23 protein-coding genes are annotated in these 24,181 nt (G+C 41.5%); 9 read left to right on the forward strand and 14 right to left on the reverse strand.

Annotated features, from left to right (window positions below):
• Positions 1-3: 3 nt before the first annotated feature.
• Complete coding sequence (locus V6252_RS02170; protein WP_238053030.1) at positions 4-492, reverse strand: Lrp/AsnC family transcriptional regulator; 489 nt, start codon at positions 490-492, stop codon at positions 4-6.
• 221 nt (positions 493-713) lie between these two features.
• On the opposite strand from V6252_RS02170, the gene leuA reads away from it, so the two are divergent.
• On the forward strand, positions 714-2,498 hold the full coding sequence (gene leuA, locus V6252_RS02175; RefSeq protein ID WP_160021915.1) for a 2-isopropylmalate synthase: 1,785 nt from the start codon (positions 714-716) through the stop codon (positions 2,496-2,498).
• 222 nt (positions 2,499-2,720) lie between these two features.
• The gene (locus V6252_RS02180) at positions 2,721-3,353 is read left to right on the forward strand and encodes a hypothetical protein (RefSeq protein WP_341609077.1); all 633 of its coding nucleotides are present in this window, start codon (positions 2,721-2,723) and stop codon (positions 3,351-3,353) included.
• Positions 3,354-3,483: 130 nt separating this feature from the next.
• On the opposite strand, the gene accC is transcribed toward V6252_RS02180, so the two are convergent.
• The 4 genes from accC to V6252_RS02200 all read right to left on the reverse strand — a co-directional run bounded on the left by accC (position 3,484) and on the right by V6252_RS02200 (position 7,882).
• Positions 3,484-4,845 (reverse strand): acetyl-CoA carboxylase biotin carboxylase subunit, encoded by a 1,362-nt coding sequence (accC, locus tag V6252_RS02185; RefSeq protein WP_057759692.1) that lies wholly within the window; start codon positions 4,843-4,845, stop codon positions 3,484-3,486.
• Positions 4,846-4,970: 125 nt separating this feature from the next.
• On the reverse strand, positions 4,971-5,402 hold the full coding sequence (gene accB / locus V6252_RS02190; RefSeq protein WP_341609078.1) for an acetyl-CoA carboxylase biotin carboxyl carrier protein: 432 nt from the start codon (positions 5,400-5,402) through the stop codon (positions 4,971-4,973).
• Positions 5,403-5,642: 240 nt separating this feature from the next.
• Positions 5,643-7,010 (reverse strand): MATE family efflux transporter, encoded by a 1,368-nt coding sequence (locus V6252_RS02195; protein ID WP_341609154.1) that lies wholly within the window; start codon positions 7,008-7,010, stop codon positions 5,643-5,645.
• A gap of 392 nt (positions 7,011-7,402) precedes the next feature.
• Positions 7,403-7,882: an EVE domain-containing protein gene (locus tag V6252_RS02200; RefSeq protein WP_341609079.1), complete on the reverse strand. Its 480-nt coding sequence runs from the start codon at positions 7,880-7,882 to the stop codon at positions 7,403-7,405.
• Positions 7,883-8,198: 316 nt separating this feature from the next.
• Here V6252_RS02200 and hemW point away from each other — a divergent pair, with 316 nt between their 5' ends.
• On the forward strand, positions 8,199-9,500 hold the full coding sequence (gene hemW / locus V6252_RS02205; protein WP_341609155.1) for a radical SAM family heme chaperone HemW: 1,302 nt from the start codon (positions 8,199-8,201) through the stop codon (positions 9,498-9,500).
• A 101-nt stretch (positions 9,501-9,601) separates the two neighbouring features.
• On the opposite strand, the gene V6252_RS02210 is transcribed toward hemW, so the two are convergent.
• Positions 9,602-9,742 carry an entericidin A/B family lipoprotein gene (locus V6252_RS02210; RefSeq protein ID WP_057759705.1) on the reverse strand — a complete coding sequence of 47 codons (141 nt, stop codon included), beginning with the start codon at positions 9,740-9,742 and terminating at the stop codon, positions 9,602-9,604.
• Positions 9,743-9,998: 256 nt separating this feature from the next.
• Between V6252_RS02210 and V6252_RS02215 the strand changes: the two genes are divergently transcribed.
• Complete coding sequence (locus V6252_RS02215; protein ID WP_341609080.1) at positions 9,999-10,559, forward strand: tRNA (cytidine(34)-2'-O)-methyltransferase; 561 nt, start codon at positions 9,999-10,001, stop codon at positions 10,557-10,559.
• 152 nt (positions 10,560-10,711) lie between these two features.
• Here V6252_RS02215 and V6252_RS02220 read toward each other — a convergent pair whose 3' ends face one another.
• The 4 genes from V6252_RS02220 to tusD form a co-directional block, all read right to left on the reverse strand.
• Positions 10,712-11,068 (reverse strand): TusE/DsrC/DsvC family sulfur relay protein, encoded by a 357-nt coding sequence (locus V6252_RS02220; protein WP_341609081.1) that lies wholly within the window; start codon positions 11,066-11,068, stop codon positions 10,712-10,714.
• The gene (locus tag V6252_RS02225) at positions 11,065-11,394 is read right to left on the reverse strand and encodes a hypothetical protein (protein ID WP_341609082.1); all 330 of its coding nucleotides are present in this window, start codon (positions 11,392-11,394) and stop codon (positions 11,065-11,067) included. The genes V6252_RS02220 and V6252_RS02225 overlap by 4 nt, the downstream gene beginning before the upstream one ends.
• A 54-nt stretch (positions 11,395-11,448) precedes the next feature.
• A complete protein-coding gene (locus V6252_RS02230; RefSeq protein ID WP_341609083.1) occupies positions 11,449-11,772 on the reverse strand; it encodes a hypothetical protein in 324 nt (107 codons plus the stop codon).
• A 67-nt stretch (positions 11,773-11,839) separates the two neighbouring features.
• On the reverse strand, positions 11,840-12,301 hold the full coding sequence (gene tusD, locus V6252_RS02235) for a sulfurtransferase complex subunit TusD (RefSeq protein WP_341609084.1): 462 nt from the start codon (positions 12,299-12,301) through the stop codon (positions 11,840-11,842).
• 408 nt (positions 12,302-12,709) lie between these two features.
• Here tusD and glnE point away from each other — a divergent pair, with 408 nt between their 5' ends.
• From glnE to V6252_RS02260, 5 genes are all read left to right on the forward strand, one after another.
• Positions 12,710-15,574, forward strand: a complete 2,865-nt coding sequence (glnE, locus tag V6252_RS02240; protein WP_341609085.1) for a bifunctional [glutamate--ammonia ligase]-adenylyl-L-tyrosine phosphorylase/[glutamate--ammonia-ligase] adenylyltransferase — start codon at positions 12,710-12,712, stop codon at positions 15,572-15,574.
• Between the two features lie 362 nt (positions 15,575-15,936).
• On the forward strand, positions 15,937-16,866 hold the full coding sequence (locus V6252_RS02245; RefSeq protein WP_238069605.1) for a branched-chain amino acid transaminase: 930 nt from the start codon (positions 15,937-15,939) through the stop codon (positions 16,864-16,866).
• Between the two features lie 106 nt (positions 16,867-16,972).
• On the forward strand, positions 16,973-17,809 hold the full coding sequence (locus tag V6252_RS02250; RefSeq protein WP_341609086.1) for a glycosyl transferase: 837 nt from the start codon (positions 16,973-16,975) through the stop codon (positions 17,807-17,809).
• A 103-nt stretch (positions 17,810-17,912) separates the two neighbouring features.
• On the forward strand, positions 17,913-18,779 hold the full coding sequence (locus V6252_RS02255; protein ID WP_341609087.1) for a glycosyltransferase: 867 nt from the start codon (positions 17,913-17,915) through the stop codon (positions 18,777-18,779).
• Positions 18,780-18,843: 64 nt separating this feature from the next.
• Positions 18,844-19,944, forward strand: coding sequence for a glycosyltransferase (locus tag V6252_RS02260; RefSeq protein WP_341609089.1), 1,101 nt, complete (start codon positions 18,844-18,846; stop codon positions 19,942-19,944).
• On the opposite strand, the gene V6252_RS02265 is transcribed toward V6252_RS02260, so the two are convergent.
• The 4 genes from V6252_RS02265 to V6252_RS02280 form a co-directional block, all read right to left on the reverse strand.
• Complete coding sequence (locus tag V6252_RS02265) at positions 19,941-20,708, reverse strand: hypothetical protein (protein ID WP_341609090.1); 768 nt, start codon at positions 20,706-20,708, stop codon at positions 19,941-19,943. The genes V6252_RS02260 and V6252_RS02265 overlap by 4 nt on opposite strands.
• Positions 20,709-20,801: 93 nt before the next feature.
• A complete protein-coding gene (locus tag V6252_RS02270; RefSeq protein ID WP_341609091.1) occupies positions 20,802-21,815 on the reverse strand; it encodes an NAD-dependent epimerase in 1,014 nt (337 codons plus the stop codon).
• Positions 21,815-22,981 carry a nucleotide sugar dehydrogenase gene (locus V6252_RS02275; RefSeq protein ID WP_341609092.1) on the reverse strand — a complete coding sequence of 389 codons (1,167 nt, stop codon included), beginning with the start codon at positions 22,979-22,981 and terminating at the stop codon, positions 21,815-21,817. The genes V6252_RS02270 and V6252_RS02275 overlap by 1 nt, the downstream gene beginning before the upstream one ends.
• Before the next feature lie 100 nt (positions 22,982-23,081).
• Complete coding sequence (locus V6252_RS02280) at positions 23,082-24,083, reverse strand: capsular polysaccharide biosynthesis protein (RefSeq protein ID WP_341609093.1); 1,002 nt, start codon at positions 24,081-24,083, stop codon at positions 23,082-23,084.
• Positions 24,084-24,181: the final 98 nt, after the last annotated feature.

Genomic DNA, 24,181 nt, shown 5'->3' on the forward strand with positions numbered 1-24,181 from the left:
CGTCTAAACCACGCTACGGCTAAATACTTCTCGTAGTTCAAAACTGGTATGAACTTGGGCTACGCCTTCGATACGATTGAGGCGATGTAATAAAAACTCTTCGTAATGTGTCATATCACGTACTCTGACCTTAATCAGATAGTCTTCGGTGCGTCCTGTGACAATACTACAGCTGATGACTTCCTCAAAGCTCTGAACTTTGCGTTCAAACTGCTCAAAACGTTCTGCTGTATGTCGATCCATACTAATAGCGATAAACACGGCTAGCGGATAGCCAAGTTTTTGCGCATCGGTTTTGGTATGGTAGCCAGTGATTATGTTTGCATCTTCTAGGCGTTTGATACGACGTGCGCAAGGGGTGGCAGACAGGTTGACGCGTTCAGCAAGTTCAGTAATACTCATGCGCGCCTGCGTTTGCAATAAGCGCAGCAACTGTCTATCTATCTCGTCTATATCTGCAGTCCCTGTACTATCAATATGATTATCTAGCATTTCTTAAGCCTTAATAGTGAATTTATTCGATTATAATGTCTAAATTGTGTTTTTCCACTAAAATAACAGAAAATAAAGTAAAAGAAAGCAGGTTTCTCTCTGTTAAACTTTGATATTATTATGGTATGAACACTAGTTATCTCGTATGATAAATACTGATCTAATCAACAGCTAATCGCCTAGCTAAATATATAAATAACCATATCATCTAAGGATTGATTATGTCTGACCAAGCCACGCACACTGCAGCCACAGGGACTGCAAAGATTACACCAAAAAGTGCCGCTTTTGACTTCCGTAAATACCGTCCATTTGCATTTGCGCCATCGCTGCCAGATCGTACTTGGCCAAGCAAGACGATTGAGAAGTCACCGATATGGGCAAGTGTGGATCTGCGTGATGGTAACCAAGCACTGATTGATCCGATGACCATTGAACAAAAAATGCGCTTCTTTAAGACCTTAGTAGATGTTGGTTTTAAAGAGATTGAGATTGGTTTTCCGTCAGCGGCGCAGGTAGAGTTTGACTTTGCGCGTAAGCTTATTGAAGAAAACCACGTACCTGAAGATGTAACGCTACAAGTATTGGTACAAGCGCGCGAGCATTTGATTGCCCGTACTTTTGAATCATTAAAAGGTGCTAAACGTGCGGTTGTCCATGTTTATAACTCAACCAGCCGTGTACAACGTGAAAAAGTCTATGGCAAAGATAAAGCTGAAATCAAAGAGATTGCTATTGCAGGTGCCAAGCTATTACAAGAATATGCAGCAAAGTATCCTGAGACAGATTGGGTATTTCAGTACTCGCCAGAGAGCTTTAGCCAGACAGAAACTGAATATGCAGTAGAGGTTTGCGATGCAGTGTGTGATGTGTGGCAACCACAGCAAGGTCAGGAAGTTATTTTTAACTTGCCAGCGACGGTCGAGGCTTCTATGCCCAATGTCTTTGCTGATCAAGTAGAGTACTTCTGCCGTAATCTAGCGCAGCGCGAGCATGTGATTGTGAGCTTGCACACTCATAATGACCGTGGCTGTGCGGTAGCGGCAGCTGAATTGGGCGTGCTTGCGGGTGCGGATCGTATCGAAGGCACATTGCTTGGTAACGGTGAGCGTACAGGAAATATGGATATCATGGTCATGGCCATGAACTTGTTTAGCCAAGGTATCGATCCTGAGCTTGATTTTAGCAATATGAGTGAAATCGTACAGGTTGTGAGCGAATGCAATAACTTACCATTGCACCCTCGTCATCCTTATGTAGGCGAGTTGGTCTTCACAGCATTTAGTGGCTCACATCAAGATGCTATCAAGAAATCTCTCGATTACAATGAAAGCAATCAGAGCGAAACAGACAATGTCTGGGACGTGGCTTATCTACCCATTGATCCTGCGCATATTGGTCGTAGCTACCAAGATGTGGTACGTATCAATAGCCAGTCGGGTAAAGGCGGCGTCGCATATATCTTGCAGCGTAATTATGGCTTTAACTTGCCACGTTGGATGCAGATTGACTTTAGCCGTGTTGTACAAAAGCAAGCTGAAGCGGCTGCACGCGAATTGCAGAATGATGAAATCTTGCAGACCTTTGAAGATACTTACTTGCAGCAAGGCAAGTTTGAACTGCTAGATTATAGTGTCAACAATAAAGGCGGTGCGGTTTACTTTAGTGGTCAAGTACAAATGAATAGCGACACCATCGATATTGATGGTACTGGTAACGGCCCATTGTCATCGTTTATTGACGGACTTGCGCAACATACGGGCAAATCACTACATATTATTAACTATGCAGAGCATGCGATTAACCCGCATCATAACAGTGGTAATGGTATCGATGATGATACCAATAGTGATAACAAAACCAATGCCAACGCTGCTGCTTACATTCAGTTAAATGTTGATGGCGAAGTGTATTCAGGCATCGGTACTTGCAGCAGTACGGTGTCAGCCATGCTAAAAGGGGCGTTATCAGCTTTTGCTCAAGCGCTAAATACAGAAGCTGCTTAGTGGTTGGCTAAGTAGCAAATAATATTATGCAAAATTCTGTATGCTAATAACGCCATCGCTTCTTGTCTCTAGCAAGTAAAGCGATGGCGTTATTTTTTGCTATCAATACCTATGAAATTCCGACTACAGGTTTATGAGCAATAGCATAATGTTACTTGTGTTTTTAGTGTCTAAGACTTACGCTAATGTATATATTAAAATATTATAAATAAAAGGTTAATTATGGAACCTATCTCATTTGCTTCATTCACGCTAGCATCTATTTTGGCTTCGTTGCCTGCGAACGGTGAGGCTATTACCAAGCCGACCATCACCACTCATATTAGTCCAGCCATTGCCGGACAGTGGGAAATAGACTTGGATAGTAGCGCTCATTCTACTCAGGCTATGATGACTAGGGAAGCGGAAGCTAACCAGTTGGCAAATACTGCACAACAGCCTAGCAGTGTAGAGCCCAAGGTGATAACAGGCATGGACGGCGGCGTACTGACTCAAAGTGAAGAGCGGGTTCTAAACATTCAACCAACGACTAGCAAAAACTCACTTGCGTCAGTTGGTAAGTCTGACCAGTGCCGCGAGCTATATAACTTTGGTGCGGATAATGAGATGTGGTCTGTCAGTGGCAAAGAGTGGACATACGGCCGCTATCTGGTCACCCATCGTGAAGAAGGACTGCCAGTTATTGCGATTAAGACCGTTTATGATAATAATGAAGTAGACTGCTCAGGCAATCAGATCGATCAAACTGATGAAGCGTTAATTGCATTTATTAATCATGATGGCAACCAGATGCAATGGTGTGCTGACCCTGATGGTAACGAATGCTTTATGAACTTCAATAGAGTGTTACCATAATTAGAGATGCTCGTTGTACTTTACTTATAATTGACAGCTTATTGATGACATAAAAAAAACCGCTATATTAATAGCGGTTTTTTTATGTGCTGTTTTAATTAAACTTAGCAAACTCTGCAAGCATTTCAGCCTATGAGTCTTTTTTAGCTTTATTCGCAGTCAGCAATTCTCTTTCGAGATAGTGAATATTTTGCGCTTCACGAGTAAAGTTATCATCCGCCAAAATCACATCACGATGTAAAGGTATATTGGTTTTGATACCTTCGATAATCAGCTCATCAAGGGCATGTACTGTCTTAGCAATAGCTTGCTGACGAGTTTGACCATGACAGATCAATTTGCCAATCAATGAATCGTAATAGGTCGGTATCTCATAGCCAGGGTATAAATGAGAGTCAAAGCGAATACCAGAACCACTTGGCGTGAACAATTGACTGATAGTGCCTGGGCAAGGTACGAAAGTCGCTGCATCTTCGGCATTGATACGACATTCGATCGCATGACCTTGGATCTCAATCTCGCTTTGACGATAAGACAGGCCGTAACCGGCTGCGATTTTGAGCTGCTCGACGACAACATCAATACCAGTAATCATCTCAGTCACTGGATGCTCAACCTGTACACGAGTGTTCATTTCGATAAAGAAAAACTCGTTATTTTCAAATAAGAATTCAAACGTACCAGCACCGCGATACTTAACAAGCTCACACGCTTTTACACACGCCTTTAAAATTGGCTCACGTACATCATCTGGGATATCTGGGGCAGGTGCTTCTTCTAGGACTTTTTGATGGCGACGCTGTAATGAGCAATCACGATCATATAGATGGATAGCATTACCATTACCATCACCTAGCACCTGTACTTCTACGTGGCGCGGGTTTTGTAGATAGCGCTCCATATAGACAGTGTCATCACCGAACCAGAGCTCAGCTTCTTGTTTGGCCGCTTGTACCTGACCAATTAGTTCGTCAAAGCGTTCAACCACACGCATACCGCGTCCACCGCCGCCAGAAGCCGCTTTAATCAATAGTGGGAAGCCAATATTGCGGGCTTGCTCTTCAGCATTATGCAGGGTCACAGCGCCAACTGAACCAGGTACAGTTGGTACGCCAGCTTTTTTCATAGCATTGATGGCAGAAACTTTGTTGCCCATAAGGCGAATATGATCAGCATTAGGACCAACGAAGGTCAATCCTGCTTCTTCTACTTGTTCAGCAAATTCAGCATTCTCAGACAAAAAGCCGTAACCAGGATGGATAGCATCTGCACCAGTGATTTCAGCAGCGGTTAAGATGGTATTGATATCAAGGTAGCTTTGGTTAGCATTAGGCTTGCCAATACAAATTGCCTCATCAACAAAGCGCAAGTGCATCAAGTTGGCATCCGCAGTAGAGTAGACACCTACCGTTTCGATACCTAGCGCTTTACAGGCGCGGACGATGCGCAGGGCAATCTCACCTCTGTTGGCAATGAGCAATTTTTTTATCATGGGTTCATCCTTGTCGAAGCGTCAGTCATTGACTGAGTTTCGATACATAGCATCATGTTATTTAGCATTGACGCGGTATATATACCAAAAGTCAGCCATAATGAAATAAAGTATGGCAAATATCGTTACGCTTTATAGCGTATGACAGGTTGACCGAACTGTACGACTTCAGAGTTATCTACCAAGATTTCGTCAACAATACCACTTTGAGTCGCTTCAAGCGGGTTCATGATTTTCATGGCTTCGATGATACCTAAAGTATCACCTGCCTGAACCTTTTGACCGACTTTTACAAATGGTGGGTCATTAGGACTTGGTGCTGAATAAAAAACACCAACCATTGGCGAAGACTCAACGCTACCTGCTTTTTCTGCAGGTTTGCCTTCGACAGCGGCAGCAGGAGCAGAGCTCGCAGCTGGGGCAGCCATCATAGTTGGCGCAGGCGCGTCATAGTGACGAGTTAAGCTAATATGCTCGTCGTCAGAACTGATTTCTAAATTAACCAGTTCACTTTCTTCCATAAGGGCGATGAGGGTGCGTATTTTTTCAATATCCATAGTTTTTATCTGGCCTTGTACTAAATTCGAGAAATAGTGTAACTAAATATTGTCTAATTAATTGCTAATGATACCTAGATTCAGGGCAATGAGCAATCAATGTACAGTTGTTAACTGAGAATTTTTACATATTTTGACGTAAGCCATCTTTTTAGCAAGAAAATATCTACGATTTTTCATAGTCTGTATGATCAAATGACGCTAATAATGATTATAAAATTCAATCCATAAGCAATTGGCTTAACCCCATAGCACAGTTAAGCGTTTTTGCTGATAGCGTAGACGCAAAGTAAGTAAAATAGATGATAAGAACAAACCTGTAATTAACGCCATCCAAAACCCTTGTGCACCAACGTCAGTAAAACGCACTAGATAGACGCCAAGTGGTAGGGCAACTAACCAATAGCAGAAGAGCGTTACCCACATCGGTATGGTGGTATCTTGCATGCCGCGCAATATACCAGCGACGTTAACCTGCCAGCCATCAAATAACTGATAAGCAAGCGCAAAGATCAGCAAATGCATAGACTGTGCTCTAACTTCTGGGTTATCCGTGAATGCTGCTGCCAGTTCTGGTCTGAATAGCCATATCCCAAGCATACAAGTCAAAGCGATCAATACGGTCCATACCAGTCCAGTAGCTTGCACTTGGCGCAGTGCCAATAGGTTTTTTTGACCAAATCGATTAGAGACCATGATAGTGAGCGCCATGGCGACCGATATCGGTATCATAAATAGCTGTGAGGTCACTGACAGCGCTACTTGATGCGATGCGGTTGCTAGCTCACCCAATGGACTGATAACGAGTGCGCCTAAGCTGAACAAACTGGCTTCGAAGAAAATAGAGATGCCAATAGGAATACCAAGTTTTAACAGCTTTTTGATCTGTGTACGATTAGGGCTAGAGAAGCCATAAAAAAATCGCGTACTTATAAATTCGCGACGTTTCGTGAAGCTAGTATAGGCCGCCAATAATAGGACATTTATCCATAATACCAATGCTGTCGCCACCCCGCAGCCTGCACCGCCCATTTCTGGCATCCCAAATAACCCATGAATAAAAATATAGTTCAAAGGAATATCTGCGAGCAGGCCAATGATACTAATGACAGTTACAGGCTCAGGACGACCCAATGCCTCACAATAACTGCGTAGAACAGCATATACAGCGAGCGCTGGGAAACCAAATGAGACACCATGTAAATACTGCGTCGCTATCGGCTGAATGTTTTCTGGGACACCCATAATGCCAAGGACATTGGGAGCTAAATTAACAATGATAAAACCGATAATGCCAATAACACCTGCGGTCCATAGAGACTGCTGCGTGATATGCGGTACTTGGCCGTGCTGGTCTTGACCAATTGCTTCACCAATTAGAGGCGTGGTTGCGATAAGCACACCTGTGGCCAATAAAAACAGCGGTAGCCAAATACCAGACCCAACGGCTACCGCAGCCAAATCAAGCGCCGAAACTTGACCTGCCATGATGGCATCAACCACGCCAAGTGCGGCTTGGCAAAACTGAGTAATCAAAATAGGGAGGGCAAGTATGCCCAAACGTAAGCTGTAGCTTTTAAAATCTTTGAAAGACAATGGAAAAACCATGGTAAGCAACTTTTTATTCTTTGCGGTAATTGTTATTAAGGTAGTTCTTATTAATAAACAAACACTACTATCAATCGACTAAGATTGACGCAGCAAGGAGAGAGTAGAGCCGACGATAATACTCCGATAAATAATATGAGCAAGCTTATAATGTTGCATAAGTAGATAGGCAGAGTATGAAAATAAAAGTAAAGACACTAAAATAAAAATAACCCGTCGATCCAAGTAGTGGATTGACAGGTCATATACATAGTAAGATGGTAAAGAAGCCACACTATGATGTCAACGCTTTAGCACCGCTATGCAGGCATTAATCTTAGGTTTTTTGTACTCTATTTCATAGCCAATAGCCAATAGCCAATAGCCAATAGCCAATAGTTAATTCAATAAGTTTACTCTGGCAACAACTCAAGTGTCTCCGCCATATCCATAATCGCCCGCCAATGTTTGGGCTCTAATGGAATCACTGTTAACTGCTGACAGCCTTTCCTTAGTAATAAAGAATCTTCCAAAGCTGGCAAAAATTTTAGCTCTGATAATGGTAACACCTCTGTAAAAGCTTGCTCAAAAGTAAGATCGACCATATACCAGCGAGGTTTCTCTTCAGTCGCAATAGGATCATAATGACGATGCTCAGGGTGAAACTGAGTAGGATCAGGATACCCTGCTGTAGTAACTGTCATGATACCGGCGACTCCAGACGGCTTGGCGCTAGAGTGATAAAAGAACACCTTGTCGCCAACTTTCATATCATCACGCATAAAATTACGCGCACGGTAGTTGCGAACGCCGTCCCAACCGTCGGTGCCCAAGCGCTGCAAATCTTTAATGCCAAAAAATTTAGGGTTGGATTTCATTAACCAATACGCCATATATATGTCCTTTGTTTTTTTATTTATTTTTCAATTCGTTCTTAAAACTACCAAGGTTAGTTTTTCTTAACTGATTCTCAAACCCGTTTTTAATAGTGTCTGTTCTTAGTAGAGGCTGTTCTTAATAGAGCCTCTATATACTGCCCATAAGTTGCTATGGTGAATAGGGCGTTTCTACGTGTTTTTGTTAATAATTTTATAATAGATAGGCTTTTCTTTATCTCATCTAGTCGCTATCCTAGCGTTACTTTTAATATCGATCATTATTGCTCACTACAAAATAAGTTTATTTATGCCCAAAGTGAATACAGACAGTATGCTAAATGACCTAAATACGTTAAGTCTTACTGAACCAACGACGGATACTATCGCGGTAGACGTGACCGACATTCCATTGTCTCTTTACATTCACATTCCGTGGTGTGTGAAGAAATGTCCTTATTGCGATTTTAATTCGCATGAGCTACCGATAGACAGTGAGCTATCCATGTATGAGGAATACGTCGATGCATTACTGTTAGACGCCGCGATGCAGCAACCTTTAACTCAGAACCGAAAAATTGGTTCGATATTTATCGGTGGTGGTACGCCGTCTTTGCTACCCATTTCTCAGTATCAGCGATTGTTCTCTGGGTTACGTACGTGTTTTGAATTTGCAGAAGACATCGAAGTCACGATGGAGGCCAATCCTGGCACGCTTGAGCATGCACCATTTGCCCAGTATCTAAAGGTTGGTATCAATCGTCTGTCTATCGGTGTACAGAGTTTCGCTGCTGATAAGCTTAAAGTGCTTGGACGTATCCATGATCCTGTGCAAGCATTATCAGCAATTCGAGCTGCCAAAGCAGCTGGATTTGCACGGGTCAACGTCGACTTGATGCACGGTCTACCGCAGCAAACTATGAATGAAGCGCTAGAAGATATCCAAATGGCGCATGATGCTGGTGCAACGCATATCTCTTGGTATCAACTAACCATTGAGCCAAATACCGTGTTTTACCGTAGCCAACCTATTTTACCTGATGAAGACAATTTGGCAGATATTGAACAAGCAGGTCAGTCGCTATTGCAGCAATTAGGTTATAGCAATTATGAGGTGTCAGCATGGGCAGGTGCGTCAGACAAACCATGCCGTCATAATATCAATTATTGGCAGTTTGGCGACTATCTAGCTATTGGCGCTGGAGCACATGGTAAGGTGACGATTTGTCGTAACGATAGCAATTCATCAGACGTAAAAGATAAAATGAAAGAGGACTTGTTAGTAGCGTCAGGTATCTATCGTTTTAGCAAATCACGTTTGCCAAAAGATTATGTAGTAATGAATCCAGATGCCACGGAGATGTCTGATATACGCCAAATCACACCAAAGATGGTTGGCTGGCAAGCGATTGATCAAGAAGAGTTGGTGAGCGAGTTTATGCTAAACGCACTGCGCTTACGTGGCGGCGTCGCTTGGTCACTGTTTGGAAAGAGAACTGGGTTAACGCTTGATAGTATTGCTGAACAAGTAAACAGTTTGGTCAAACAAGGATTGTTGGTAGATAGTGATACGCAGTTGCAACCGACCATATTAGGTCAGCGTTATCTCAATCAGATATTACGCGCGTTTTTATAAAATCGTGCTTGAGTAATTGTTTAACAGCAGCAAAATAAGAACACAAAAAAGGCTTATCAAATAAATGATAAGCCCTTTTGAAAATCTAAAAAAAGCAGACCTTAGATTTTGTTTTGTACTTCTTGTGCGCCGCCAGTTACAGCATCACCAGCGCTTGATACGTCTTGGCCAAAGCCTTTGAACGTGTTGCAACCAGTTAGAACGAACATAGCAGTTAAAGATGCGATGATTACTTTTTTCATAATAGTATCCTCAAAGATAAATGAATGGTTATAAATAACAACAGTGACGCTAAGCGTGTGCTCAAGCTTCACTGAAGGGGTATTGGATGAGACAGTCATACATAAATGCTATCGCGTTATCCATTACAGACATCATAGTGAAAGTTAAAAACGCTGCACAGTATCAAAATGTAATTATTGGCAGTAAACTGTAACTTTCGATTACCTACCGCTCATAAATTTAAATAATAGAGCGCTGAATATTTGTGGAGTAAGAATGACCATCCATATCGTGCTAGTAGCACCAAAAATGCCGAGCAACACTGGCAATATTATTCGACTGTGTGCCAATAGCGGTGCACAGCTACATTTAGTCAGACCGTTAGGGTTTGAGCTTGACGATAAAAAGCTACGCCGTGCAGGTCTTGATTATCACGAATATGCTCATTTGCAAGTGCATGACGATTGGACGGCTGCGAGACAAGCTCTAAAAACTGCTGATTGCCATGTCGTTACCGCATTGACGACTAAGTTGAGCAAACCGTTTTATGATTATGACTTTGGTAAGCACTCGGACTCTGAAGCATCTGATAAGGCTGCTATGCCCAATATTGCGCTAGTCTTTGGTTCTGAGACGGCAGGTCTGGCAGATGATATACGTGAAGATATCGGTGCTGATAACTGGTTAAGACTGCCCATGCTAGCTGACTCGCGTAGTTTGAACTTATCAAATAGCGTAGCTATATGTCTGTACGAAATATGGCGACAGCAAGGATTTTCAGGCGATGAAGGTCGTAGTATTGGGTATGAGACATTGACAGTCTATGACCCAAAATAGCGATTCTACAAAGCAATAACTATAGACTTAAAAGTATTTGCGTACTCAATGAGCAGTGAAGTATTAGATGCTGCTCATGTACATATGATAATTTTCTAGTGCGCCATCGATCATATCTTATCGCTTATCATATCTTATCGACTATAAAGCACTTATAAACAGTTTGGTGGTTTGGGTAGTCCTGCTAAGCGATTGACATGACGCGCAACCAAACCTGTATTAAACAATTGCTGTAGCTTTTGATTGCTAATATCGAGTTCTGGTAAAGTCTTTTGTAGCCATTTGATTAGTGGACGGGTTGCTGGCGCGTGATTAAATTTGTCAAAAAACGCGCGCACTTGTTGCAAAACTTCTAAATGCTCATCGCTCAGATTAACCTCTAACGTGTCTGCCAATTGCTGCGCAATCACAGGTGTCCAAATCATATGGTCACATAGATGGCCGTCTTGATCTAATTCGATATCAGCCGCCGATAATGCAGCGTTGTGAGTGGTCATATCATTACTCATAAGGCAATCGTTACCACTTTATCAAACTGACTGCGCTGAGTCAGATTCACCCATTCTGCGTCAGTTAAAATAGCAGTTAACTTAGTCTCTAAATTAAGCTTGCCAGTTGTATTTGCTGTGAGCTGTGCGATGTCATCTGCTAATGCGTAAATACCAGCAATATCCTCGATATCGCTATCATTTAAATAAGCATTGAGCCAATCGATAAAAGCAGGAGTGCTGCCAAGCAAGAGAATACTGTCGCCCGTGCGCCAAGTGCGAGACATCTCTTCAGTACTGCGTCTAAGGGTAGCCATCGTGCTATGCAATTGATATAAAGTTGCCATAAAGGTGTCCGATTACGTGCTTTATTATTTTATAAATCTAAGTTATACAGCGATTTAAAAGGTAAGTATCTGCTCAAAGTCTTGTGCGTTGATGACCTCTGGCACAAGTGTGAGCTGTAATGCCAGATCTGTCGGCAACATACCAGTGACCCAGCCACTAAAGACATCATCAGGTAGCCAAGCTGCGGGCATATCGTAAAGCTCAAGTGATTGCATCATGCCATGCAGCCGCGAGTCAGATTGCATCAATAAGCCGAAGACAGGCGCATCTAAGAACAATTGCACCTCATGACCAAATGTCGCTAGAGTTAGCGCAAGTGCACAGCCTTCGTAGCTTGCTGTTTCAGTGGGCGTATGCAGCTGAATTAATAATCTCATTATGTATTCCTAAAAATAGTTACCGCTACCAGTGATGTTAATAGACAAACCATCAAACGACACGCTATCAAAACTGTATCAAACGACTGTCATCCTGCATCATCATCGCAAGCTCACTAAGTCCCACTAAGGTAAACCCTGTCGCAATATTGGCACCGTCAAGCTGATGGCGTGAGCTGTTGTCTACATCACTCACGCCGCGGCTAAGGGCTGTACTGACACAGACAGGCAGGGGTAATTGATACTGCTCAGCCAATGACTGCCATTCTTTGGTCAAGTCTAGTTGATCGGCTGACTGCCAACGCAAGCGATTGGCTATGTGAGCCGAGTCGCCATAAAAGAAGACATTGAGCAGGGGTTGTTCAGAGGTAGCATTATCGCTGCTGCCTGTACTATTAGTGTCAGTATTATCAACATCATCACTATTCGCTGCGCCCTTCAGATAAGCGCGTGCATAGCGTAACGCCAAGTGTGCCAATGGGTGACTAGGGTCAGCAGTAATCAGTAGTAACGGGGAAGTGGTCGTCATAGGGCGCGGTATCACATATTATAAATAAGAGTTTAAAAATTATGGCCGAGTTGCTATAAATGCTTTGTATAAAATAATTTGGTCGTTATTATTATAGTGCTTGTGTGCAAATTTGCGTGATAGAAAACAGAATTTATACTGATAATGAGACATACAGCGGATCATACTGTCACATCAAATATCGTTATGTCATAAAAGAGCGGCGCGTCGTTTCTATCAAAGATGTTTATGCTAACATAAAGCGCCGCAAACCAAATAGAGTCACTGTTATTTAACGTGGTTTTATCTCAAATGTAGGCACACTGAGTATTATTATTTGATGCTGTGACTGCCTCGTAAGAAAAAACAATAAACTTATGAGCTAGGTTCACGTAGTCTTACCATTCTATGTAAGGAGTTCTTGTCACTATGTTACCTGCTATGCCCTCACGTGTGAACAATGGTACAGATTATCAGCCTACCGTAGAACAACTGCAAGTCCTGCAGACAGCGAGCGAATTTGCTTATCAGATTTGGGAAAGTCGGACCGTTGCATGTCAGACGTTTTTGCGTAGCTATCCATTGAATAGTACGCTGACCCGCCAGCAAATCGATGATCTGATACAAGATTATACGCTAGATGAAAACTATCAACTCGCTGATGAAAACAAGGTCATGAGTGGTCTGCGTCACTTGCGCACGCTACTAATGATGCGCTGGATTTGGCAAGATGCCTTGCAGACGATCAGTCTGGAGCAGCTAACCGATGAGTTGTCTGAGTTTGCAGATGGCTGTATCTCTTTTGCTAAAGATTATACTTATCAGCACTTGGTTGCTAAATATGGTGAGCCGACCTTTATCAATGAACAAGGCAATGTACAGATTGATGATATGGCAATCATGGCCATGGGTAAGCTTGGTGCGCAAGAGCTGAATTTATCAAGTGATATTGACCTTATCTTTGTCCATCAAGCACGCGGCGAGACCAATGGCAATAAGGCAAAAGGCACACGTAGCATAGATAATAAACGTTTTATGACCAGATTGGGTCAAGGCATTATTAAACTGCTCGATAACAAGACCGCCGACGGTTTTGTCTTTCGAGTAGATATGCGCTTACGTCCATGGGGTGATGGAAGTGATTTGGCCATTCATCTGTCTGCACTACAAAAATACTTTATGATGCATGGGCGTGCATGGGAGCGTTTTGCTTGGTTAAAAGCACGCGTGGTCGGACAAATAGACCAGCCATTTTATGAAGAGATACAATCGCTGATTAAGCCATTTGTCTTTCGTTATTACGTGGACTACAGTGCGTTTTCAGCATTGAGAGAGATGAAGTCTCTTATTCAAAACCAAGTTGCACAGCGTGAAGACTTGGACAATATCAAGCTTGGCGCGGGCGGCATTAGAGATATTGAGTTTATCGTACAGGCCTTTCAGCTTATCTATGGTGGCCGGCATCCACAGCTGCAAATCAAACCTTGCTTGCAAGCGATGCAAGTATTGTGTGAGCTTGGCTATCTGGAGCACTCAACTTACGAGCAGCTACAGGCCGCGTATCGGTTCTTACGCCGGCTTGAGCATGCTATTCAAGCGATTAATGACCAACAGACCCAGCGCTTACCACACGATGAGCAATGGCAGCATAATCTAGCAGTGACGTTGGACTTTGAAAACTGGCATTCCTTATTAGATCAGCTTAATCGTCATCGCGACAGTGTCAATGTGCCGTTTGAGCGTATGGTCACTGAGCGTCAAATACCTGATAACGAAGATACCGACCTAGAGCCAGAGCACTTAGATGAGCAAATTGCCCGTTTAAACGAAGTGTTAACAGAAGAAAATCGCGCGTTGCTACAGAATTTTTGGCAATCAAAAATGGTGGCTAACTTAAGTGATGAGGCCAGAGAGCGTTTAGACGACGCATATCCTGTCATTGTCCATGCGTTGTTAGCGCATCAAGAACAGCAGCAACTTGCCAATACTGCTTTACCAAGATTGATCTCACTACTTGAAGCGATTTGCCGCCGTTCTATCTACTTGGTCATGATTGCTGAAAACCCCAATGCAACGATTGAGCTGATTCCAATGCTATCTGCCAGCCCGTGGATCGCAAAAGAGTTGGCTCAGTATCCTGTATTATTGGATACATTTTTGCAGCAGCGTTATCGTCATCTGCCAGATAAGCGTGAGCTGCGTGATATCTTGCGTCAACAGTTGCTACGCGTCGAGCCAAACGATGAAGAAGAGCTGTTAAGCGTCCTACGTCTGTTTAAAAAGAATCAAGTGTTGGCGGTCGCTGCTAGCGATGTATTGGCTGAACGTCCAATTATGAAAGTATCGGATTCATTGACTTATATCGCTGAGGTCGTACTAGAAGCCGCACTAGAGCGCGCTTTTGCAGAGATTGTTAACCGTTATGGGTATCCTATTGGCCAAGATGGAGACCCAGTCACTGAAGCGGACTGCGGCTTTGCAATTATCGGTTATGGCAAGCTTGGTGGCTTAGAGCTATCGTATTCTTCAGATTTGGACTTGGTATTTTTACACAAGATAAAAGAGCAAGGCATGACCACTGGTGAAAAATCAGTCAGTGGTATGAAATTTGCCGCGCGTCTTGTACAAAAGCTGACGAATTACCTCAATACTCAAACCCGTGATGGCCGTGCCTATGAGATTGATATGCGTCTGCGGCCTTCAGGAAATGCTGGCATGATGGTGGTGTCTTGTCATGCGTTTGAAACCTATCAAATGGATAAAGCATGGTCATGGGAGCATCAAGCGTTGGTACGTGCTCGTGCGATTTGCGGGGACAGACGAGTCACTGCACGCTTTTGCGATATTCGCCGCGACGTATTGTCGTTGCCACGGACACTCGATCAAGTACGTAGCGAAGTCACCAGCATGCGTATCAAAATGCAAAAGCATCTAGGCACGAGCCAATGGCAGCAGGAAGCGGGTAAATTTCATCTTAAGCAAGATGCAGGCGGTATTGTAGACATTGAGTTCTTAGCACAGTTTGCCGTATTGGCTTACTCACATGAATATCCGAGTTTGACCAAATGGAGCGATAATGTGCGAATTTTTGCAGAAGTTGCCTTGCTTGGTATTTGGGATGACCAAGTCTGTCAGGATTTGACCGATGCCTATCTAAGAATACGTGCTGCCACGCATCAGTTAGCACTATCAGAGCAGTCTTTGCTCGTTGATGAGTCATTGTGGCAGGAGACGCGAGCGTTAGTACAGTCACAGTGGCAGCATCTCATGGGCGTAGAGACAGACGACGAATAATATCGAAACTTGTATGATTAAGGCCTTGCCGATAGTCCAAGAGGCGCTTAAACTGTAATGCGTTTCTATGAATAGAAGCTATGAACAAAAGCTCTGAACAAAAACTATGGATAGAATCGGTAGCTAGGAACGATATAATTAAAAACCATATAGTGCCAAACCAAAAGATTTCATTTGCCAAGACGGCCAGTGATATAATCGGTCACACATCATCATCATACTGTTAGTCGTTTGTCATAATGAAGCTGTTGTTTAGGCAATAAAAATTGACGCTGCGGTGTTATCATACGATGTTGATCAATACTGTTAAATAAAACCTACCTAAAAAAGTTAGACGTCAGTGCTAGCATAAGGACAATAAAATGAATATGGCAACACAAGATGGTAAGCTTTGGATGAATGGCACGATGATCGAACAGCCAGATGCTAAAGTTCATGTGCTTACACATAGCTTGCATTACGGTATGGCTGTGTTTGAAGGCGTACGCGCTTACCAAACAGCGGATAATCGTACTGCTATTTTCCGCTTAAAAGAACATACTGAGCGTCTACTTGGCTCAGCTAAAATCTTCCAAATGGACGTGCCTTTTGATGCTGCCACTTTAGAGCAGGCACATAAGGATGTGGTCAAGCAAAACAACTTGGCAGAAGCTTACATTCGTCCGCTCATTTGGGTAGGTGCAGAAAAACTTGGTTTGTCTTCACGTGATAACAGCATCAATGCAATGGTTGCTGCGTGGCATTGGGGTGCTTATCTTGGTGAAGAGGGCATCAAAAATGGTATCCGTGTAAAAACGTCATCATATACGCATCACATGCCAAACGTGACTATGTGTAAGGCAAAAGCCTCTAGTAACTATCCTGTGTCTATCATGGCCAACCAAGAAGTAACGCGTAATGGTTACGACGAAGCTATCTTGATGGATCCACAAGGATTTGTATGTCAGGGCGCAGGCGAGAACTTATTCTTGGTAAAAAATGGTGAGCTACATACGCCAGACCTATCAGGTGGAGCGTTAGACGGTATTACTCGTCGTACTATCTTACAGTTCGCGGCTGACTTGGGTATCAATGTTATCGAACGCCGTATCACTCGTGATGAGTTTTACTTAGCTGACGAGATATTTATGACAGGTACTGCTGCTGAAGTGACACCTATTCGTGAATATGATGATCGCATCATCGGTAATGGTGGCCGCGGACCATTGACTGAAAAACTACAGACCCTATACTTTGATGTAGTCCATGGTCGTAATGAGAAATATATGGACTGGTTAAGCTTCATTGATTAATAATGCCGTTACTTTAAAGACCAAAAAGGCTGAACATAATTGTTCAGTCTTTTTTTTATGCTAATATAGCCATCATATTTATTCATACGATTAAAGTGAGCAGTCAATGCCAATAGATTCTAGTACAGCCGATAATAAAAATATCAAACAAATTATTTGTATTAAATGGGGTACAAAATACGGTGCTGATTACGCCAATAAACTATATGGTATGGTATCTCGTAATATCACCCCGCCGTTTCGTTTTGTGTGTTTTACGGATGATACGACTGACGTACGTCCAGAAATCGAATGTCAAGAATTGCCACCATTAGATGTCACCATGCCGACGAATACGTTAGGAAAGTGGCCGAAATCCCGTTTGTGGGGTGAAAAGCTCGGTGATTTAACAGGGACAGTATTATTTGTAGATTTGGATGTGATTATCGTCGATAGCCTCGATCCTTTCTTTGAATATGGCGAGCCAGATGATGTTATCTTGTCTTACAACCCTAGTAATCCATTAGAGCGCTTAGGGCAGACATCTTGTTTTAGATTTCAGATAGGCTCACTTGTTTCACTCCAAGAGAAGTTCAAAGCTGATCCACAAGGTATCGCCGATGAATATCGTTTTGAGCAACGCTTTGTCACCCGCAATGCACCAGGTGGCGTGAAGCTGTTTCCAAAGGCGTGGGTCGCACACTTTAGACGTAAATGCCGTCAACCATTCCCGCTTAACTACATCAAAGAACCAAAGATTCCTAAAGGCGCGCGTATTGTTATCTTCCCAGGTGATTTGTATCCTACGCACGCTATTGAAGGCAGATACAATAAAAACGCCGCCAACAATGCCAAAGACCATCTAAAAAGACTTACTGAGCCTAAAAACTTGAAACGCCCATTGCGCCATTTGCGTCATTTTATCTTGCCAGTAGGGTGGATTGAGAAGTACTGGAGAGAATAGATTTAATTTTATAGTTATTACCATATTAGCAAACGTTAGTATTGATGCTTTCTATCTTTATACTCGTGAAGATAGAAGCATGACCCAGTGAATGGATAGAATTATGAAAACAAATGATACCATCAGAGTCTTTGTTGGCTGTGACCCAAATAACTGTGATTTAGAGCAGATGATGGTTCTAGATTATAGTATTCATAAACATACTAGTATGCCAGTGGAAATAGTATGGATGCAGTTATCGCGCGATCCGGATAGCTATTGGTATTCAAATCCTGAGACTAGTAAGGGTTGGGATACTACTAAGTGGTCAACGCCTTTTTCTGGTTTTAGATGGGCGATTCCAGAGTATTGCAATTATTCTGGGCGTGCGATCTATATGGATGCTGATGTTGTTATTTTAGACGATCTAGCAAAGCTATGGCAGCATCCTATCCAAGGGCAGTCTATAGTAGCCGCTAAAGTAAATGCTGATATGACTCGTCTATGCACCTGTGTGTGGGATTGTGATGCTGCAAAAAATGTGGTTTTACCTATCGAAAAACTTAAAAAAGATCCCAAAAGCCACAAAGAAATGATGGCTTTGTTTAAGAAAAAACCGCAACTGATTGAGCCTTATCAAGATAGCTATAACTGTATCGATGGTGAAAACTTAGCAGTAGAGCAAATAAAAATTTTGCATTATTCGGATATGGGCACGCAATTCAGTCATAAGTACTCCTTACCTAGAGTGAATGAGGAAGGAATTGAGCATTGGTTTGACGGTGAGGTGTTACCACATCCAAGACAGGATTTGGTCGATCTTTTCGATACCTACTATAATGAAGCGCTTACTGCTGGATATGATCTAGAAAGTTATCGAATTGAGCCATTTGGTAGTTTTCCAAAAAAATCACAACAAGGATATATAGGCAATAAAGTGACTCGACCAAAGGCTTCTAAATCACTATTTGCAAAATTATTTAAACGTTGATTCATTTAATATAATAATATTTCACACGTTAAATGAATAGAAATTCATCCATAGGTTGTCGTTTATGAAGCAGGATAAAAAAGTAGCGTTGCTCGCTATTAATTGTTTACAAGGTGGAGGGGCAGAGCGAGTCGTTCTTACTTTGGGGCAGGGGTTTTACGAATTAGGATACGAAGTACATATTTTAAGATTCAAACCACGGGTTGAATATGATCTTAATCCAAACCTTATTTATCATGTGCTCAAATTCAAGCCCTACAAGATGATACCAGGAACACAGCGTCGCGATAAATTTTTCGCTCATGCGGTAGATCGTTATGTCAAAAAAAATATCGGACAGCCTGATATCATTTTGTCTAACCTTGATCGTTCAGACAGTATTTTTAGCTACAGTAGCCTGCCGAACATCATTTACGTGATTCATAATACTTTGTCATTATTGTATAAGTTTGCAAAAACCGATGTTGGTCATCAGAGAAAAGAAAACTTTACGAGAATTTATTCCAAAAATCCTTGTGCCTGTGTCAGTAACGGAGTAGAAAAAGATTTTGTAGAAAACTTTGGTCATGTTACCTCAACTACAGCAATACATAATCCTATTGATAGAGACGGTATTCAGAAGTTAGCTGATGCTTTCATTCCAGAATATCAAAATTATATTATTCACGTTGGCAGTTTTAAAGAAGCAAAACGTCATGATGTGCTATTGAGAGCTTACGCAAAGACAGATCAGTCTTTGCCGTTGCTTCTTTTGGGTAAAGGTAAGCTTCAAAGCAGTACAGAGGCGTTGGTAGCAGAGCTCAACTTAGAAGATAAAGTTGTCTTTTTAGGTTTCCATGAAAACCCTTTTCCGTATATAAAGCATGCGCAATTTAAAGTATTGACTTCTGATTGGGAAGGGTTTGCCTTGGTGATAGCAGAGTCTTTAGTGTTAGGAACACCAGTTATCAGTACTGACTGCCAATCCGGGCCAAGTGAGTTGTTACCTCAAAAAAACCTAATGCCTATGAGAGACATAGATGCTATTGCAGCTAAATTAAGCCTAGCTATGAAAGATCCAGAGCAATTCCACTCTGAATTTAGCGAAGCACTTCTTCCTGTCACAATAGCCAAGAAGTATATTGAATTTGCATCGAATGTTAAGAATATAGATAAAAGGTCTTAATCTAACCACCATTTGGACCAATCATCTCTATGCAATTGCCGTAGAGTAGCGAAAGCACTCTGGTTATTCTGTAGTTTTTCGAATACAGCAAGCAGTATAGTCGTAGCCAATTTATCGACTTTCTGAAATTTATTATAGCGTTTACGCATATTTCTTAAGCTATCATCGGTACCAATACGGAAATAAGTAAGCCCATCGTATAGAGGCAAATCGCCGGCATAAAGTATGTCGGTTTTTTCGTTTAATAACGGCATAGGTTCAGCATTAGTGCTCAGTTGTAAAAAGTTTTTGGTCTCATGAACCCTTAATGTATTCATTAGAGTGATGACATTCATTAAAATAGCAGCTCTAATACTGTTATTTGAGTGATCAATGAAAGTATCGCAGGCTGAGACAATCCAGCGCAGCGAAAGATGCTCTAATAAATAGTCGCTTTCTGACTCCCAAAGCCTCTCAAATTCAGCAAAAGTTTTATCTATTTTGTATTTGCGGCGCATTAATATAATAAGCGTATTGTGATAAAAGCAGAGCTCAGAATCTCCTAAAGATTGATACTTTAAATTATTTAAGTGGATTTCTAAGTCTGTACTTTTACGCTCATCTGTCAGTGCTTCAATATCACACGATGACTCGGTGATTATTGTCGTTTTCATCTCATCAAAGCTTTTACCATCATAGTTTTTGACAATCTTACCCGCATTCAATCTTTTTTCACTTAGAAATATCAATAGCAGTTTTCTTTGCCAGTTTGAAGGTGTAGTCATGTCACTAAAATCCTTTGAACAAGTATGATGTAATTAGAGCTTAAACGTCTTTCGAAAAAATTGATACCAAAGTGGTTTATGAAATATTTCTGCTTAAACTGAATAGTATTGCTTGTACCATTCGACAAATTTTGTGATTCCATCTTCGATACTGGTATCAGGTTTGAAATCAATATCATCTACTAGCTCGTCTATATCTGCATAAGTAATAGGCACATCACCTGCTTGCATCGGTAATAAATTCTCTTGCGCTTTTTTGCCACAAGCGCTTTCGATGGCAGTGATAAAACGGCGTAAAGTTACTGGTTGGTTATTGCCAATGTTATATATTTTATAAGGGGCGGCCGCTGTAGTGATAGTAGAGTATTGAGGAGAGGGGGCTTTATCCATTATCCGAATAATACCTTTTACAATATCATCAATGTAGGTAAAGTCACGCTGCATATCACCATTATTGAAGACATTGATTGGCTCACCAGCTATAATTTTTTTGGTAAAAGAAAAATAGGCCATATCAGGTCGACCATAAGGACCATAAACGGTAAAAAACCTTAATCCTGTCGTAGGGATATTATATAAATGGCTGTAGCTATGAGCCATGAGCTCGTTAGATTTTTTGGTAGCCGCATATAAACTGATAGGAAAATCAACACAATCAGCGGTGGTAAATGGCTGTTTTATATTCATACCGTAGACCGAGCTGGAGCTGGCATAGATTAAATGCTTGATATCATGATGGCGGCAGCCCTCAAGTATATTAACAAAGCCAACCACATTTGAATCAATGTAAGCATTCGGATTTTCGATAGAGTAGCGCACACCCGCTTGGGCACCTAAATTAATGACAATATCGAATTGATAGGTAGAAAAAAGATCAGACATAGCTTCGCGATCAGCAAGGTCTAGCTTAATGAAAGTAAAGTATTCTGGTTCTGATATTTCATTTAGTAGTCTTAAGCGATCTTCTTTTAAGCTCACGTCATAGTAGTCGTTGATATTATCAATACCAACGATGCAATTATTGTTATCATGCAGCTCTATTTCTAGTAGTGCCTTGACGAGATGAAAACCAATAAAACCTGCCGCACCAGTGACTAATATATTCATCAGTCGCTCCCGAATAAATCTCTGGTAAAGACCTTGTCCGCCACATCTTCGATTTCAGTAGATAAACGGTTTGCCACAATGACATCACTCATTGATTTAAACGCTTCTAGGTCTTGAATAACTTGTGAGTTGAAAAAGGTACTTTCTTTCAATACTGGTTCGTAAACAACGACTTCAATACCTTTAGCCTTAATACGTTTCATGATGCCTTGTATCGCAGAAGCTCTAAAGTTGTCTGAACCACTTTTCATGACCAGTCGATGGATGCCTACTACTTTAGGATTCTTCTCGATAATCTTATCGGCTATAAAATCTTTACGAGTTCTGTTGGAGTCGACAATGGCTTTTATTAGGTTACTTGGCACCTCGTCATAATTTGCCAATAACTGTTTGGTATCTTTAGGCAAGCAGTAGCCACCATAGCCAAATGATGGATTGTTATAATGATCACCAATGCGCGGGTCTAAACCAATACCTTCTATAATCTGTTTGGTTTCGAGCCCAAAGGTTTGAGCATAAGTATCAAGCTCATTAAAGTAGGCCACGCGCATTGCTAAATAAGTATTAGAAAACAGCTTGATTGCCTCAGCTTCAGTAGGCTTTACAAACAGTAGCGGCACGTCCTTTTTGATTGCGCCTTCAAGGAGTAAGTTAGCGAATAATTGAGCTCGTTCTGACTGTTCACCTACAATGATTCGGGAAGGGTAAAGGTTGTCATGCAGCGCTTTACCTTCTCGCAAGAATTCGGGTGAAAAGATAATACGGTCAGTTGCATAACGCTCTCTAATACTCGCCGTATATCCTACTGGTACGGTAGACTTTATAATAATAGTCGCTTGTTGATTGACCAGAAGTACTTGCTCAATCACTGCTTCTACCGTTGATGTATTAAAATAATTGGTCTTGGCGTCATAATCAGTTGGTGTCGCCACAATAATAAAATCAGCGCCTTTATAGGCTGCCGCCGCATCAAGTGTCGCAGAAAAGTTGAGATTTTTATTTGATAAAAAATCCTCAATATCTTCATCTTCAATAGGGGACTGCTGAGTATTCAATAAGTCGATTTTTTCAGGAACAATGTCGACAGCGACGACTTCGTTATGCTGTGCCAATAGCATTGCATTTGATAAGCCTACGTAGCCTGTACCTACTACTGCTATTTTCATAATATATCCAATTAATGTTTATGCTTTGATAGATCTAGTCCAAAATTGGTTTATGCTAAATAAGATTCAAAATCACGATACGGTGTCAGGTTGCCTTAGCTCAGAGAGCTGGTGTTCCCGTCACAGAAACGGGGAGATACGCTAAAAATTTATGCTTCATAGCTTGGCTGATTTTCTTGTGTAAATCTGGTTCAAGAAGATCTAGGCTCTGGATACAACCGTACTTGATAGATTCATCTTCTAAAGCAGCAATAAAACCCTCGACACTACTTTCATTTTTTAGGTAGTTGACAGAGGTATCGGGTTTTAGATTTGCTTCATCTTTTTGAATTTTAAGATGATTCATCAGGGTTATTGGGTTCACCTGCGCCACATCTCTAAATTTATATCTAATCTGCTCTGTCAGTAGATGAGGATGATTTAGTAAATAATCTTTCAATATGTTCCTATCGACGATATGAGGATAGTGATGAATTTCAAAGAATTGATCCATACCGATTATTTTGGCACTTAGCATTTGGGCGATAGTATGCCTTGGTTGAATCGGTGTGCCAAACAATTTAAAGCGCGATTTTCGGAAATTAAGCTTAGCATTTAATGCCGCACTTTTACGCCAGTGGCCGTGAATGTTCAGATTTTTACCATTCAAAAAGTCATCTATTTTTACTGGTTGGTTAAAAAAGAAATCATCATTCATATAGATGAAGTAATCAGATAGCCCCTCAATATTCCATATCATCGACTCAATCGATCGGGTATTAAACGTAGGTAAAAACTGTTCATAACCTAAAAATATGTCTTTATGATCAACGATGCGTATTTTATCTGCTGAACAAATACCTTGCTTGGCAAACTCATCGATGAACATGGGCTTTTGTTGATCTGTGACAATATATATATGACGACAAAAAGGCACATATTTGATTATAGAAGCAATATTATAATATATCTCATCGTCGCTAGCGAAACGCGTGTCAGTTATTGCGTCAGATGCCACTTCTTTAGTTGGCTTATACTGTTCTCGCTTTTGTTTGAGTATAGGGTCTGCGCCATCTACCCAAGCAACGACGATGTCTAATGTATTTTCATTAGGCTGCTTCATAACTGATCCTGTTCTTTGCGGATACACATCTATTTTAGTAGCGATATTAGATCAGCCATGATATTTGCTGATGCGATTATTAACAAGGTTTAATCGAT

Source organism: Psychrobacter proteolyticus (assembly GCF_038155145.1).
Classification (GTDB): Bacteria; Pseudomonadota; Gammaproteobacteria; order Pseudomonadales; family Moraxellaceae; genus Psychrobacter; species Psychrobacter proteolyticus_B.